At 74.2% G+C, this 15,787-nt stretch carries 9 protein-coding genes and 1 pseudogene; 8 read left to right on the top strand and 2 right to left on the bottom strand.

Translation table 11 applies throughout. The features are described from left to right. From V7E45_RS36415 to V7E45_RS36385, 7 genes are all read left to right on the top strand, one after another. Nucleotides 1–2,908 (top strand): FtsK/SpoIIIE domain-containing protein (locus V7E45_RS36415; protein WP_333778559.1); only part of this gene is annotated, 2,908 nt, incomplete at its 5' end. Nucleotides 2,909–3,068: 160 nt separating this feature from the next. Continuing rightward, the gene (locus V7E45_RS36410) at nucleotides 3,069–4,445 is read left to right on the top strand and encodes an ABC transporter substrate-binding protein (RefSeq protein WP_333778558.1); all 1,377 of its coding nucleotides are present in this window, start codon (nucleotides 3,069–3,071) and stop codon (nucleotides 4,443–4,445) included. 7 nt (nucleotides 4,446–4,452) lie between these two features. Continuing rightward, complete coding sequence (locus V7E45_RS36405; protein ID WP_333778557.1) at nucleotides 4,453–5,796, top strand: carbohydrate ABC transporter permease; 1,344 nt, start codon at nucleotides 4,453–4,455, stop codon at nucleotides 5,794–5,796. Continuing rightward, nucleotides 5,793–6,704 carry a carbohydrate ABC transporter permease gene (locus V7E45_RS36400; protein WP_333778556.1) on the top strand — a complete coding sequence of 304 codons (912 nt, stop codon included), beginning with the start codon at nucleotides 5,793–5,795 and terminating at the stop codon, nucleotides 6,702–6,704. The genes V7E45_RS36405 and V7E45_RS36400 overlap by 4 nt, the downstream gene beginning before the upstream one ends. Before the next feature lie 156 nt (nucleotides 6,705–6,860). Then, nucleotides 6,861–9,209: a bifunctional glycosyltransferase/CDP-glycerol:glycerophosphate glycerophosphotransferase gene (locus tag V7E45_RS36395; RefSeq protein ID WP_333778555.1), complete on the top strand. Its 2,349-nt coding sequence runs from the start codon at nucleotides 6,861–6,863 to the stop codon at nucleotides 9,207–9,209. 125 nt (nucleotides 9,210–9,334) lie between these two features. Then, nucleotides 9,335–11,539 (top strand): bifunctional glycosyltransferase/CDP-glycerol:glycerophosphate glycerophosphotransferase, encoded by a 2,205-nt coding sequence (locus tag V7E45_RS36390; RefSeq protein WP_333778554.1) that lies wholly within the window; start codon nucleotides 9,335–9,337, stop codon nucleotides 11,537–11,539. Between the two features lie 6 nt (nucleotides 11,540–11,545). Beyond that, the gene (locus V7E45_RS36385) at nucleotides 11,546–13,768 is read left to right on the top strand and encodes a bifunctional glycosyltransferase/CDP-glycerol:glycerophosphate glycerophosphotransferase (protein ID WP_333778553.1); all 2,223 of its coding nucleotides are present in this window, start codon (nucleotides 11,546–11,548) and stop codon (nucleotides 13,766–13,768) included. A 59-nt stretch (nucleotides 13,769–13,827) separates the two neighbouring features. Here V7E45_RS36385 and V7E45_RS36380 read toward each other — a convergent pair whose 3' ends face one another. Continuing rightward, a complete protein-coding gene (locus V7E45_RS36380; RefSeq protein ID WP_333778552.1) occupies nucleotides 13,828–14,241 on the bottom strand; it encodes an organic hydroperoxide resistance protein in 414 nt (137 codons plus the stop codon). Nucleotides 14,242–14,350: 109 nt separating this feature from the next. On the opposite strand from V7E45_RS36380, the gene V7E45_RS36375 reads away from it, so the two are divergent. Then, on the top strand, nucleotides 14,351–14,830 hold the full coding sequence (locus V7E45_RS36375; RefSeq protein ID WP_333778560.1) for a MarR family winged helix-turn-helix transcriptional regulator: 480 nt from the start codon (nucleotides 14,351–14,353) through the stop codon (nucleotides 14,828–14,830). On the opposite strand, the pseudogene V7E45_RS36370 reads toward V7E45_RS36375, so the two are convergent. Further along, nucleotides 14,778–15,787 (bottom strand): annotated as a pseudogene (locus V7E45_RS36370) (glycosyltransferase family 39 protein); the annotation flags it as partial. The gene V7E45_RS36375 and the pseudogene V7E45_RS36370 overlap by 53 nt on opposite strands.

Below are 15,787 nucleotides of genomic sequence, written 5' to 3'. Positions count from 1 at the left end.
GGCGGGTACGGGACGGACGCCGGGCGCGGAGCCGGGCGCCGAGGCGGGGGGCGCCGCCGGGCACCCGCGCGTGGCACCCGCGGCAGGCGGCCCCACCGGGGCGACCCACCATGCGTACGGCGCGCCGGGCTGGGGCGCGGGGGCCCAGGAGCACCGGCGCCGGGACCGGCCCGCGGTGCCCGGCCAGGCCGGGGCGCCGGGCATCGAGCGGCGGGACGGCGGCGCGGCAGCGCAGGAGGACGGCCCCGGCGGCGCGCTCCCGGCACCCGGCGTACCCGCGCGGGGCGGCGACACCCACGCGGGGCACTACGGGATCGGCGGCCCCACCGGCCTGGCCGGGAGCGCGTACACCGGTACGGCGGCCCACGGCCCGGTGCCGGACGACGCGGCACCCGGAGCGGAGGCGGCGAGCGGCACACCGGCGGCGCGCGGGACCGAAGCGCCGCGCGGCGGGCGCAAGGACACTCCCCCGCACGGCACCGACCTGCCCGAGGGCGGCCGACGCCGGGGCGGCATCGGCGCCTGGGCGCGCCGGCTGGCCGGCGGGCGCGGCGAGCAGCAGGCGGCCGAGCCCGAGGCGTACGGCGCCCCGGAGGCGGCGGTGGCCGCCGTCCCCGCGGGCGACGTCCCGCACGCGCCGGAGACCTGGCCGGACCCGGCCGCGCTGCTGCTGACGGCGCTGGGCCCCGGCCCTCGGCTGTGGGAGCGGGGGCCCGGTCACCCGGAGGCCCTGACCGTGCGGCTCGGCACGGCCGACCGGGGCGCCCCGGACGGCTCGGGGGTACTGCCCGCCGTGCCGGTGACCGCCGCGCTGCGCGAGGCGGGCGCGCTGGGCCTGGCCGGTCCGCGCCCCCGGCTCGCCGGGCTGGCCCGGGCGGTGCTCGCCCAGCTCGCCGCGCTGCACTCCCCCGACCTGCTGGAGATCGTGCTGATCAGCGCGGACCGGGCGCGCCCGGTCGAGGAGCGGGCCGCCGAGTGGTCCTGGCTCGGCTGGCTCCCGCACGTCCGCCCGGGCCACGGCCAGGACTGCCGGCTGCTGCTGGCGCACGACCGGGAACAGGCGGCGGCCCGCACCGAGGAGCTGCTGCGCCGGGTCGAGGAGTACGCGGCGACCGGCATGGGGACCGCCCAGCCCGCTCCGGCACGGCAGGCCCTGGCGAGCGGCGGCACCACGGCCCCGGATCCCACCGCACCCGGCACCCCCGCCTTCGGCACCCCGGCCCCGGCTCAGGCACCGGACACACCGGCCGCTTTCGGCTCCGCGCACCGGACCGCGCCCGGCCGCCGTCCCTCCTGGGCCAGGGAGGACGCCGGCCCGGAGGGAAGCGGCGGTTTCCCGGGCCCGTACACGGTCGTCGTCGTGGACGGGGACCCCGGTGGGGCCTCCCTGCAGGAGAGCCTGGCGCGGCTGGCCGTGGCCGGGCCCCGGGCCGGGATCCACGTCCTGTGCCTCGCCGAGACGGCGGCCGCCACCCCCGCCTCGCCCGTGACGCGGACGTACGAGGAGGCCTGCGCGCTCACGCCCACCTTCCGGCACTGCGGGGCCGTGGCCCTGCTCAGCGGGGATGTCGCGGGCGCGCTGCACCTGATGCGGGTCGCGCCCACCGGGCCCGTGGAGCCGGGGGCGCCGGCGACCGTCGACGCCGTCTCCGCCGCCTGGGCGGAGCGGTTCGCGCGGGCCCTGGCGCCGCTGCGGCCGGACGGCCCGGTCGGTGAGCGGCACGCGCGCGTGGCCGTGCCGTTGCCGCAGTCGGCGCGGCTGCTGGACGAGCTGGGTCTGGCCCGGGCCACCCCGGCCTCGCTGATGGCGCGCTGGGCGGACGCGGCCGACGACACGGAGTCGCTCGGCGGCCGGGCCCGGGCGGTGCTCGGGGCCGGACCGCGCGGCCCGCTCACCGCCGACCTGGTCGCCGAGGGGCCGCATCTGCTGATCGAGGGGCCGGCCGGCAGTGGCCGCACCGAGCTGCTGCGGGCCGTGGTCGCCTCGCTGGCCGCCGCCGAGCGGCCCGACCGGCTGGGCATGGTGCTGATCGACGGCCGCGACGGCGTCGGCACGGGCGCCGGGCGAGGCGAGGGGCTGCGCGTCTGCACGGACATACCCCATGTGACGACCCATCTCATCGCCAACGACCCGGTGCGGATGCGGGAGTTCGCGCAGTCGCTGAGCGCCGAGCTGAAGCGGCGCGCGGAGTTGCTCGGCCGGACGGACTTCACCCAGTGGCACGCGGGGCGTGAGGTGTCGGGCCGGATCGTCGCGCAGCGTACGCCGGGCGGACGGGCGGCCGCCGCCACGGCCCCGGCGGGCGCGGGCGCCGGGGACATAGAGTCGCCGACCAGCTCCACGCTGCGGCTGCGGCCCGGCGCCGCCGCGCGGCAGCGCACCGAGGCGGCACCGCCGCTGCCCCGGCTGGTGGTGGTCGTGGACGACCTGGACGCGCTGGTCTCCCCGGCGCTGGGCTCCCCGGGCCGGCCCGCCGCGGGGTCGGTGCTGCGGGCCCTGGAGGCGGTGGCCAGGGAGGGCGAGCGGCTCGGCGTGCACCTGGTGGCCGCGGCCGGCACGGGCGGCCGTACGGCGGAGACGGAACCGGCCCGCCGGGCCGATCTGCGCATAGCCCTGGAGGCGCCGTCGGCGGGACCGGACGAACCGGCGCCCGGGCGGGGCCGGCTGACCTACGCGGACGGCCGGGCCGTCGGCTTCCAGGGCGGCCGGGTGACGGGCCGTATCCCGCGGACCGCGACCCAGCGGCCCACGGTCGTGCCGCTGGAGTGGCAGCGCATGGGCGATCCGCCCACCCGCCGCCCGGTCCGCGAACTCGGCAACGGTCCGACCGACCTGGCACTGCTGGCGAGCGCGGTGGAGCGCGCGGCCCGGGAGGTCGCGGCGGCGGAGGTGCCCTCCCTCCTCTGACCGCCCCGCCCCGGGTACGCACCCTCCTTTGATCACGAGCCGGTCACGATGGGCCGCTGGACGGCACAGGCGCTCTTGCCGCTGCCGCACGCCCCGGCGTAGACCGGAGCGCACGGGACAGAGTTCTGACGTTCAACGGAGAACGACGAACGGGGAAGTGATGCGGAGCAACACCATCCGGACACACAGGGCCGTCACCACACTCGCCGCGGTCCTCGCGGGAGCCCTCGCCCTCGGCGCCTGCTCCGGCGGCGACGACAAGAAGGACAGCGGCGGCGCGAGCGGCGGCGCCACCGAGAGCGGATCCGGTGTCAGCCTGCCGAAGCTGAACGGCGTGAACCTGGAGGTCGCGGCCGTCTGGACCGGCACCGAACAGGCCAACTTCAAGAAAGTCCTCGCGGAGTTCGAGAAGCGCACGGGCGCGAAGGTCACCTTCGTGGCCGCCCAGGACCCGATCATCAACTTCCTCGGCTCGAAGATCGCCGGTGGTCAGCCGCCGGACGTCGCCATGCTGCCGCAGCCGGGCGCGATCAAGCAGGCCGTGGACAAGAAGTGGGCCAAGCCCCTCGGCCCGAAAGCCCTCAAGGAGCTGGCGAAGAACTACTCGCAGGGCTGGCAGGACATCGGCAAGGTCGACGGCAAGCAGTACGGCGTCTACTACAAGGCCGCCAACAAGTCGCTGATCTGGTACAACGCCAAGGCGTTCGAGAACGCGGGCGCCAAGGAGCCGAAGACCTGGAAGGAGCTGCTGACCACCGCGCAGGCGGTGTACGACTCGGGTGTCACCCCGTTCTCGGTCGGCGGCGCCGACGGCTGGACGCTCACCGACTGGTTCGAGAACGTCTATCTGTCCCAGGCGGGCCCGGAGAAGTACGACCAGCTCGCCCAGCACAAGATCAAGTGGACCGATCCCTCGGTGAAGCAGGCGCTCACCACCCTCGCCCAGGTCTGGGGCAAGAAGGACTACGTGGCGGGTGGCGCGGACGGCGCCCTGCAGACGGAGTTCCCGGCGTCCGTCACCCAGACCTTCACCGGCGGCGACCAGCCGAAGGCGGCCATGGTCTACGAGGGCGACTTCGCGCAGGTCAACATCGGTGACACCAAGGCGAAGGTGGGCACGGACGCGAAGGTGTTCCCGTTCCCGGCGGTGGGTTCCGCGGCGCCCGTGGTCTCCGGCGGTGACGCGGCCGTCATCCTGAAGGACTCCAAGGGGGCCCAGGCGCTCGCCACCTTCCTGGCCTCGCCGGAGGCGGCGACCATCCAGGCCAAGCTCGGCGGCTACCTCTCCCCGAACAAGAGCGTGCCGAACTCGGCGTACCCGAACCCGGTGCAGCAGAAGATCGCCAAGGCGCTGATCGCGTCCGGTGACGACTTCCGCTTCGACATGTCCGACCAGGCCCCGCAGGCCTTCGGCGGCACCCCCGGCAAGGGCGAGTGGAAGGACCTCCAGGACTTCCTGAAGAACCCGAAGGACGTCTCGGGCGCCCAGTCGAAGCTGGAGAAGGACGCGGCGGCCGCGTACGGGAACGGGGGCTGATCCGGCCATGGCGTCGGCAGCTGCGGCCGGGGCCCCACCGGGCCCCGCCGCGTCCAAGAGCCGCAAGAGCGTGACCGGCACCCGCAGAACGGTGGCAGCCCTCTTCCTGCTGCCGGCGCTGGTGCTGCTGGGCGCGCTCGTGGTGTACCCGATCGGGTACTCGATCGTCCGCAGCTTCTACAACGCCTCGGGCGACGGCTTCGCCGGGGTCGACAACTACAAGGCGCTGTTCACCGACGACGGCATCCGCACGGCGTTGAAGAACAACGTCGTCTGGGTGGTGTTCGCCCCGACGGTCTCCACCGCGCTCGGCCTGATGTTCGCGGTGCTGACCGAACGGGTGCGCTGGGGAACGGCGTTCAAGCTGGTCGTCTTCATGCCGATGGCGATCTCGATGCTGGCGGCCGGGATCATCTTCCGCCTGGTCTACGACCAGGACCCGGACAAGGGCGTCGCCAACGCGGTGTGGGTCGGCGTCCACGACACGTTCGCCCCGTCGTCGGCGTTCCCGAAGGCGCACCCGGGTCGCGAGTCGCCGCTCGAACCCGACCAGGGCGGCTTCATCACCAGGGCGACGGTGCACACGGGACAGCCGGTCGCCCTGCCGCTGGTGGGCGTCGCCCCCGACCAGCTCCCCGGTGACACGAAGAAGGCGGTGGCCGCCCGGCCGGAGCCCGGCAGGATCACCGGCACCACCTGGCAGGACTTCACCCGCGGCAAGGGTGTGGGCCGGCTGGGCGCGCCCGACCCGTCCGAGCCGGGTTACGCCGGGATGCGGATCGAGGCGGTGGAGGACGGCACGGTGGTGGCCTCCACGAAGGCCGCGGCGGACGGCACCTTCACGCTGTCCGCGAAGGCCGACGGGGCCCGGCTGCGGCTGCCGGCGAGCAACTTCAAGGAGCCGTACAACGGGGTCGACTGGCTCGGTCCCTCGCTGGTCACCCCGGCCATCATCGGCTCGTACGTGTGGATGTGGGCGGGCTTCGCGATGGTGCTGATCGCGGCCGGGCTCGCGGGCGTGCCCCGGGAGCTGCTGGAGGCCGCGCGCGTGGACGGCGCCAACGAGTGGCAGGTGTTCCGCCGGATCACCGTGCCGCTGCTGGCTCCGGTGCTCGCGGTGGTCATGGTCACCCTGATGATCAACGTGCTCAAGGTGTTCGACCTCGTCTACATCATCGCGCCCGGCTCCTCCCAGGACGACGCGAACGTGCTGGCCCTGGAGCTGTACCGGAAGGGCTTCGCGGAGAGCCAGCCGGGCATCGCGAGCGCCATCGCGGTCTTCCTGCTGCTGCTGGTGATCCCGGTGATGCTGTTCAACATTCGTCGGCTCAGGCGGGAGGTGCGGCGATGACCACGGCCACCGGGAGCGTCGCGAAGGCGGCGTCCGCGGGCCCACCGGCGACGGCACGGCAGTCGCTGGGGTCACGGATCACCGAGAAGCTCAGCGGCGGTCTCGTCCGGGTCTTCCTCCTTCTCGTCGGTCTGTTCTGGCTGGTGCCGACCATCGGCCTGCTCATCTCCTCCCTGCGCGCACCGGAGGAGATGAGCGCGAGCGGCTGGTGGAAGGTGTTCGCGAAGCCGTCCCAGCTGACCTTCGAGAGCTACCGGAAGCTGCTGGAGAACGGCGACATCACCCACTCCCTGCTGAACACCGTGCTGATCACCGTCCCGGCGACGCTCCTGGTCGTGGTGATCGGTTCGCTGGCCGGCTACGCCTTCGCGTGGATGGAGTTCCCCGGCCGGGACTGGTGGTTCCTCGGCGTGGTCAGCCTGCTGGTGGTCCCCGTGCAGGTCGCGCTGATCCCGATCGCCGAACTCTTCGGCAACATCGGGCTGTTCGGGACGATCCTCGGGGTGATCCTGTTCCACGTCGGCTTCGGCCTGCCGTTCGCGGTGTTCCTGCTGCGGAACTTCTTCGCGGAGATCCCGAGGGAGCTGCTGGAGGCGGCCCGGCTCGACGGGGCGGGCGAACTGCGGTTGTTCGCGCGGGTGGTGATGCCGCTCGGCGGGCCCGCGATCGCGAGTCTCGGCATCTTCCAGTTCCTGTGGGTGTGGAACGACATGCTGGTCGCGCTGGTGTTCACCAAGTCCGGCTCGCAGCCGATCACGGTCGCCCTGCAGACCCAGGTGCGCCAGTTCGGCAACAACATCGACGTCCTGGCGCCGGGCGCCTTCATCTCGATGGTGATCCCGCTGGCCGTGTTCTTCGCGTTCCAGCGGCAGTTCGTCTCGGGAGTGATGGCGGGCGCGGTCAAGTAGCCACGCCACAGGTGTGTTTCACGGGGGCGGGCCGTCAACGGCCCGCCCCTCGGCGTTCACCCGGATGTCCCCCACATGCCGCAGGAACCGTAACCAAGTCACTCCATCGGCCGTTGCCGGGCAGAACGCCCGCGCCGACCGACCCATGGATGTCCCTTGCCCAGGTTCAGTGTCATCGTCCCCGCGTACAAGGTCCAGGCGTACCTCCCCGAGTGCCTGGACTCGGTGCTCTCGCAGTCGTGTCCCGATCTCGAACTGATCGCCGTGGACGACCGCTCACCGGACGCATGCGGCGCGATCATCGACGAGTACGCCGCCCGGGACGCCCGGGTGAAGGCCGTGCACCTGCCCGAGAACCAGGGCCTGGGCCGGGCCCGCAACGCGGGCATCGCCGAGGCGACGGGCGACTACCTCATCTTCCTGGACAGCGACGACACGCTCACCCCGGACGCGCTGCGCGCCGTCGCCGACCGGATCAAGGAGACCGGCGAGCCGGACGTGCTGGTCTTCGACTACGCGCGCACCTACTGGAACGGCGAGACGGTCCGCAACCAGCTCGCCGACCGGCTGACCGAGGAGGGCCCCGCCCCGTTCCGCCTCGAGGACCGCCCGGGGCTGCTGCGGGTGCTGATGGTCGCCTGGAACAAGGCCTACCGGCGGGAGTTCGTCGCCGAGCACGGCTTCGCGTTCCCGCCGGGCTACTACGAGGACACCCCCTGGACCTTCCCGGTGCTGATGAGCGCGGAGTCGATCGCCACCCTCGACCGGGTGTGCGTGCACTACCGGCAGCGCCGGCAGGGCAACATCCTGCGCACCACCAGCCGCAGGCACTTCGACGTCTTCGAGCAGTACGACCGGGTGTTCGCCTACGTGGCGCAGCGTCCCGAACTCGCGCGCTGGCGGCCGGAGCTGTTCCGCCGGATGATCGACCACTATCTGACGATCCTCGGCCGCCGGGACCGGGGGGGGGGGGGGGGGGGGGGGGGGGGGGGGGGGGGGGGGGGGGGGGGGGGNAACGAAAACTATCTGACGATCCTCGGCCGCGGGGACCGGCCGCCGCGCGGCACCCGAGCCGAGTTCGTGCGCCGGGCCCGCGCCCACTACCGCGCCCACCGCGTCCCCGGCACCCGGGTCCCGCCGCGCTCCCGGCCGCGGCACGCCCTGATCCGGTTCGGCCTGCACCGCACCTTCCACGTCCTGCGCCTGATCTCGGCGGTGCGCCGCCGCGCGCTGAAGTCCGCGGTGAGACTGACCCGTTCGCTGCGGTCCGCGGTGCTGCGGCTGCACTACCGGGTCCAGCTGTGCCTGCCGCTCAGGTCCGACCGGGCGGTGTTCGCCGTCCACGACGGGCGCGGTCACGGCGGTGACCCGGGCGCGCTGGAACAGGCGTTCCGCACCCACGCCCCGCACGTCCGCACCGCCTGGATCGCGCGACCCGAGCACCGGGGCGCGGTCCCGCCTGGCCCGCGCGGGCTGTGTCCCGGCACGACCGCCTACTGGACGGCGCTGGCCCGCTCCAGGTACCTGGTGAACGACGGCGGTTTCGACCGCGGACTGAGGAAGCGCCGCGGCCAGGTCCTCGTCCAGACCCAGCGGGGCACGCCGCTGGGGCACGAGGGCCTCGACCTCCAGGAGCACCCGGCGGCGGCCCGGGACACCGACTTCGAGGAGCTGCTGCGGGACGTCGACCGGTGGGACTACGTGCTCTCCGGCAACCGGCACTCCACCCTGACCTGGGAGCGGGTCCACCCGGGCCGGTACACGGTGCTGGAGTACGGCCGCCCGCGCAACGACGTCCTCCGGCGGGCCACTTCGGCGGACGTGACCCGGCTGCGCGAGTCGCTGGGCATCCCGGCGGGATCGGTCGCGATCCTCTACGCGCCCGCCTACCGCGACCACCGGCGCACCCAGCGGCCGCCGCTCGACCTGGAGCGCGTCCTCAGCCGTCTGGGACCGCGCTTCGTGATCCTCGCCCGGCCGCACCCCGAGCGCGGCGGCTGTCTCGGCCAGGGGCCCGGGATCATCGACGTCTCGGGGCACCCGAGCGTGGAGTCCCTGTGCCTGGCCTCGGACGCGCTGCTCACCGACTACTCCTCGCTGATGTTCGACTACGCCGTCCTGGACCGGCCGATCGTCGTCCACACCGAGGACTGGGACGCCTACGACGCGGCCCGGGGCACCTATTTCGACCTGCGCGCCTTTCCGCCGGGGCCGGTGGCGGGCACCGAGGACGAGGTGATCGACGTCTTCGCCACCGGCCACTGGCGCGGCTCGCTCTCCGACCGGTCGCGGGCCTCGTTCCGGGAGCGGTTCTGCCCGTACGACGACGGACACGCCGCCGAACGAGTCGTCCGGCACGTCGTGCTGGGCGAGACGGAGGGGCGGCCGGAGCCGGTCCCGCAGGCCGGGCGCGAGCCGGCCCCGCAGGCGGCGGCACCAGCGCGCCCGCCCCTCGCCACCGTGCCGCAACCTTCCGGCTCCCTCCCCGTCACCGAGAGCCGCTGAACACCGTTGGTCCTCCCGGGAGTCCCCATGCCCCTCGGTACGACGCGGCCCACTCCGGCCCGGCCGTCCACCTGGCGTCCCGCCGGGCGGCCCAGCCGCGTCCGCAAGACACAAGAAAGAGCAGAATGCCCCGCTTCAGCATCATCGTCCCGTCCCACGGGGTCGCTGGCCGGCTGTCCCAGGCGCTGGACTCGGTTCTCGACCAGTCCTTCGGCGACCTGGAGCTGATCCCGGTCTGCGACGGCCCCGACGCCCCGGCCGCCGCGGTGGCGGCCGGATACGCCGGCCGGGACTCCAGGGTGACGCCGGTCGACTCGCCGCCGTCCGCCGGTCTGAGCGGGGCGCGCAACGCCGGGCTGACGGTGGCGACCGGCGCGTACGTGCTGTTCCTGGACGGCGACGACCTGCTGCTGCCCGGTGCGCTGGCGGCGCTGGACGAACGGCTGACCCGGACCGCCGGGGTCGACGTCCTGTACGTCGAGCACGAGCGGACCCCCTGGTGGGAGGGCGAGCCGGGGAACCCGGCCGCCCCGCTGCTGGCCCGGGCGCCGAAGGGGGCCTTCGCCCCGGACGCGTGCCCGGAGCTGACCGGTGTGCGGCTGCCGGCCTGGAGCGCCGTCTACCGCCGCGCCTTCCTCGCCGAGCACGGACTCGCCTTCCCCGACGGCCACTTCACGGATCTCGGCTGGGGCGGTCTGACGACGATCGCCGCCGGGCGGGTCGCGGTGCTGCGCCGGGTCGTGGTGCGGCACCGGCTGCGCCGGCAGGGCAGCCGGCTCAACCTGCCGGGAGCGCACCAGCACACCCTGCTCGACCAGGTGGAGCTGGTGCTGACCCGGGCGGCCGGGAGCGGACTGTCCGCCGAGCGGAGCCGGGCCCTGTTCGACCAGTTGTTCGCGCAGGTGCTGCGGACGGCGTCCCGGCCGGAGCGGCTGCCCGCCGGGCACCGGGCGTTCTTCCGCCGGGCCGGCCGCCTCTACCGGCGGCACCGGCCCGCCGGCCACCGCGCGCCGGGCGGCAGCCTGGGTGTGCAGCACCGGCTGCTGGCGAGCGGCGCGTACACCGCGTTCCGCGCGCTGCGCGGCGCCAACCAGGCCGCGGTGAGGGCCGGTTCGGCCGTGCCGCGCCCACGCATGCTCCGCACCCGGCTGCGCTACGCCCGGGATCTGCGCCGCCCGCTGGATCCGAACCTGGCGGTGTTCTGCGCCTATTGGGGCCGCGGCTACGCCTGCAACCCGGCCGCGATCCACGCCCGGGCCCGGGAGCTCGCGCCGCACATCCGCTCGGTCTTCCTGGTCGAGGCGGACCAGGCCCACGCCATGCCGGAGGACGTCGATCACGCGGTGATCGGCTCCCGACGGGCCTGGGAGCTGCTGGCCCGCGCCACCTACCTGATCAACAACGCCAACTTCGCCGAGGGCGTCGTCAAGCGTCCGGGCAGCGTGCACCTGCAGACCCAGCACGGCACGCCGCTGAAGACGATGGGCGTCGACCAGTCGACGTATCCGGTGGTGGCCGCGCAGTCCGGCAGTTTCACCAAGCTGCTGGGACGGGTGGACCGCTGGGATTTCAACCTGTCGGCCAACCGCCACTCGACCCAGGTGTGGGAGCGCGCCTTCCCGGGCTCGTACGAGCACCTGGAGTACGGCTATCCGCGCAACGACGTCTACTACACCGCCACGGCGGACGACGTGGCCCGCGTCCGGCGGGAGCTGGGTGTGCCCGAGGGCCGGACGGCCGTGCTGTACGCGCCGACCCACCGCGACCACCACACCGGTTTCGAACCCGGCCTCGACCTGGAGGCGTTCTGCGAGGCGGCCGGCGAGGACGTGGTGGTGCTGCTGCGCGCCCACTACTTCTACGACCGGGGCCGGGGCGCGGGCGGCGGCGGCCGGGTCATCGACGTGACCGCGCACCGCTCCTCCGAGGACGTGTGCCTGGCCGCGGACGCGCTGGTCACGGACTACTCCTCGATCATGTTCGACTACGCGAACCTGGACCGGCCGATCGTCGTGTACGCCGACGACTGGGAGGTCTACCGGGAGACCCGCGGCGTCTGCTTCGACCTGATGACGGAGCCACCGGGACCGGTCGCCCGCACACCCGGGGAGCTGGCCCGCGTCTTCCGCGACGGCACGTACGCGGGGCCGGAGTCCAGGGCCGCGCGGGCCGCGTTCCGGGAGCGGTTCTGCCAGTTCGACGACGGCCGGGCCGCCGAGCGGGTCGTACGGCGGGTGCTGCTGGGCGAGCCGCCGGAGGCGATCCCGCCGGTGGTCCCGCTCGCCGAGCGGGTCCCCGCCCCCGCCGCCGCGACCCTCGTGAGGAGCTGACCCGCCGTGCCCCGCTTCAGTGTCATCGTCCCCTGTTTCAAGGTGCAGGGCTTCCTGCGCGAGTGCCTGGACTCGGTGCTGCTGCAGTCCTTCGGCGACCTCGAACTGATCGCCGTGGACGACTGCTCGCCGGACGACTGCGGCGCGATCCTGGACGAGTACGCGGACCGCGACCCGCGCGTGAAGGTGCTGCACCTGCCGGAGAACATCGGCCTCGGCCGGGCGCGCAACGCCGCACTGCCGCACGCCACCGGCGACTACCTGCTCTTCCTGGACAGCGACGACACCCTCACCCCGGGCGCGCTGCGCGCGACGGCCGACCGGCTGGCCGAGGCCGGCGACCCGGACGTGCTGGTCTTCGACTACGCGCGCACCTACTGGTGGGGCGGCACCCGGCGCAACGTGCTCGCGCACGTGCTGGCGGAGGCCGGCGCGGACACCTTCACGGTCACCGGCCGGCCGGAGATCCTGGATCTGCTGATGGTGGTGTGGAACAAGGTCTACCGGCGCGACTTCGTCGAGGAGCACGGCTTCGAGTTCCCGCCCGGCTACTACGAGGACACCCCCTGGACCTTCCCGGTCCTGCTCAGCGCCCGGCGGATCGCCGCCCTCGACCGGATCTGCCTGAACTACCGGCAGCGCAGGCAGGGCAACATCCTGTCCACCACCAGCCGCAAGCACTTCGACATCCACGACCAGTACGAGCGCGTCTTCGCCTTCGTGGACCGGCACGAGGAGCTGGCGGTCCACCGGCCCTACCTGCACCGCAAGATGGGCGAGCACTGCCTGGACATCCTGGCCAAGCCGGACCGGCTGCCGCCGCAGGACAAGGCCGAGTTCTTCCGGCGGACCGCGGAGATGTTCCGCAGGCACCGGCCCGAGGGCGCGCTCGTGGACGGGGAGGTCGCCCTGCTGGAGGGCTCCTACACGGCGTACCGGCTGAGGCGGCAGGCCGGGCGGGCGGCCCGGGAGGCCGTACGGCGGGCGGCCACGGCACGCCGGGCGGCGGCCGGGCGGGCCCGGCGCGGCTGGGCCGGGCTGCACGCGCGGCGGCCGCTGGACCCGGACCTGGTGGTGTACTCGGCGTCCTCGCACCGGGGCGTGCTGGGCGATCCGGCCGCCGTCTTCCACAAGGCGCTGGAGATCGCCCCGCGGCTGCGCGGGGTGTGGGTGGTCCGGGACGAGGAGGCGGCGGCGCAGTTGCCGCCCGGGGTGGAGCACGTGCTCGTGGGCTCCCGGCGCTGTCTGGAGGTCACCGCGCGGGCGAAGTTCTTCGTCAACGACGTCAACTGGCCCGGCTGGCTGGTCAAACGGCCCGGCAGCGTGCACATCCACACCCATCAGGGCACCCCGCTGAAGTACATGGGCGCCGACCTGCTGAGCCGGCCCGGCGCCCGGCTCGGCTTCGACGTGCCGCAGATGCTGCGCCGGGCGGACCGCTGGGACTTCAGCCTGGTGGCCAACCGCCACTCGGAGCTGGTGTGGGAGCGGGCCTACCCCTGCCACTTCGCCTCGGTACGCACCGGCAGCCCGCGCAACGACGTGCTGGTGGGCGCCGGTGACCGGGCCGGCGACGCCTTCCGGCTGCGGCACGGCATCCCCGAGGACCACACGGTGGTGCTGTACGCGCCGACCCGCCGGGACTACCGCAGGGGCGGGTACGTGGAACGGCTCGACCTGGGCCGCCTCGCGGCCGATCTGGGCGAGGGGCACACCCTGGTGGTCCGGCTGCACCCGACGCTGGCGGCCGGGCCCGCGCGGGGTCTCGGCCTGACCGAGCTGGCCCGGCGCGGGGTCGTCGTCGACGCGACGGACGAGCCGCACGTCGAGGAGGTGATGCTCGCCTCGGACGCGCTGATCACCGACTACTCGGCCCTGATGTTCGACTACGCCAACCTGGACCGGCCGATCGTGGTCCACGCGGACGACTGGGCCCCGTTCGCCGCGAGCCGGGGGGCCTATCTCGACATCACCGCGCACGCGCCGGGCCATGTCTCGCGCTCCCAGCGGGAACTGGCGTGGCTGTTCGGCTCCGGCGCCTGGCGGGACGAGGAGTCGGCGCGGTCGCGGGCGGATTTCCGTCAGCGGTTCTGCGAGTTCGACGACGGCCGGGCCGCCGAGCGGGTGGTACGGACACTGCTGCTCGGCGAGTCGATGCCGGCCGCCGGGGGGAGCGCCGTGCGGATCCCCGGCCAGAACGTCGGCGGCGACCTGCTGGCCTCGACGTGAGGCCGCGCAGGTCGCCGTGAGTCCGGGTCCCGGCCGCCGGCCGGGATCTGGACCAGGTGTCACTCGATGACGAGGTCGACCTCGATGTTGCCGCGGGTGGCGTTGGAGTAGGGGCAGACCTGGTGGGCGGTCTCGACCAGCTTGCGGCCGGTCGCCTCGTCCACCGTGTCGGGCAGCTCGATGCGCAGCGTCACCTTCAGGCCGAAGCCCTCGCCCTGCTTGCCGATGCCGACCTCGGCGGTCACGGCCGCCTCGGTGACGTCCACCTTCGCCTGCCGGCCGACCAGGCCGAGGGCGCTGCCGAAGCAGGCGGCGTAGCCGGCGGCGAAGAGCTGCTCGGGGTTGGTGCCCTGGCCGTTGCCGCCCAGCTCCACCGGCGGGGCCAGTTCGAGGTCGATCTTGCCGTCGGAGGAGACGGCGCGACCGTCACGGCCGTGGGTGGCGGTGGCGACAGCGGTGTAGAGCGCGTCCATGGAGACCATCCCTCTGGGGTGTGGGGTGCTTGTGGGCACAAGTAGAGCACACAATTAAGTTGTGCACAACTAAATGGCCCGCACGAGCTACTCTGGAGCCATGACCGCCATGCCGACCCCCAGCACTCCCGAGACGGACTGGCTCCGCCTGGACCGCCAGATCTGCTTCTCCCTGCACGCCGCGTCCCGCGCCTTCAACGGCGTGTACCGCTTGATCCTCAAGGACCTCGGGCTCACCTACCCGCAGTACCTGGTGATGCTGGTGCTGTGGGAGCGGGACGACCTGCCGGTCAAGAAGCTCGGCGAGCAGCTGCGCCTGGACTCGGGCACGCTGTCCCCGCTGGTCAAGCGACTGGAGGCGGCCGGTCTCGTACGTCGCGAGCGCAGCGCCCAGGACGAGCGGTCGGTGCGGGTGCGGCTGACGGAGCAGGGCGCGGCGCTGCGCGAGCGGGCCCTCGAGGTGCCGCGGCGCATCGCGGCGGCGACCGGCTTCGAGGTGGCCGAGATCGGCGCGCTGCGCGAACGCCTCGACCAGCTCACCTCGGCACTGGACGCGGCGGTGCTGTCGGAGGCGCCGGACTGCGTGTGACGGTGTGCCTGCGGACGTAGAGCCGTACCGTCACATCGCCCCGCACCAGCTCCCGGCCGGGCGCGAAGTCGCCGGTGAGGACGGCGAGCTTCGTCCGCTCGGTGGCGTCGCCCACCCGCCACCGGCCGGCGAGCAGGTCCAGGTCGGCCAGCACCCACACCCGCTGCAGCCGGTCCGTCCGGCGGCGCAGGTCCGCCGCCCCGACCTCGGTGCCGTACAGCGTCCCGGACTCGGGCGCCGGTCCGGCCAGGGCCAGGTCCCGCGCGCCGCGGAACGCCCTCGGGTAGGTGAGGGCGACGTTGCGGGTCTGCGCGGGCAGGAACAGCACGGCGTCCCCGGGCCGCAGCGCCCGCCCGGCGGCCCGGGAGACGGCCGCGAGGTCGTCGGGGCGGCGGGCGGGGTCCCGGTCGTCGCGCAGCAGCGGCAGTTGGTGGACCGGCGCGAGGAGGACGGCGACGGCACCCGCGAGAGCGGGGCCGAGGGTGCGCAGGCGGGAGAGGCGCCAAGAGCGGGGGGCGGTCCGGCCCGCGAGTGCGGCGGGCGCGCGCCGGGACCACAGGCGTCCCAGCGCCGACGCCATCCGCTCCGCGCCCGCCGCGACCAGCAGCGGCGCACCCGAGAGGGCGTAGAGCACGTAGCGGTCGACGTACAGCGGCGAGACCTGCGAGGCCAGCATCAGCGCGGCCGGCGGCACCACGAGCAGCGGCAGCGCGACGCCCGCGCAGGTGGGCTCCCCCCGGCGCCCCACCACGGCGGTGAGACCCACCGCGGCGAGCACCAGGCACACCGCGTACACCCCGTCCGTCGGCCCGAGGCACGACCGCAGCAGGCCCGCCGCGGTGTCCCAGGTCGGCGCCCGCAACCACGCCACCTGCGCCGACTGGGCCCGGGACACCAGGATCATCGGCACCAGCGCCACGCCCACGCGCTGTCGCTGGCCCTGGCCCGGGTGGGGGC

Origin of the sequence: Streptomyces sp. IBSBF 3136, assembly GCF_036815105.1 — a bacterium.
Classification (GTDB): domain Bacteria; phylum Actinomycetota; class Actinomycetes; order Streptomycetales; family Streptomycetaceae; genus Streptomyces.
This window is presented reverse-complemented; position numbering and strand designations above follow the sequence as displayed.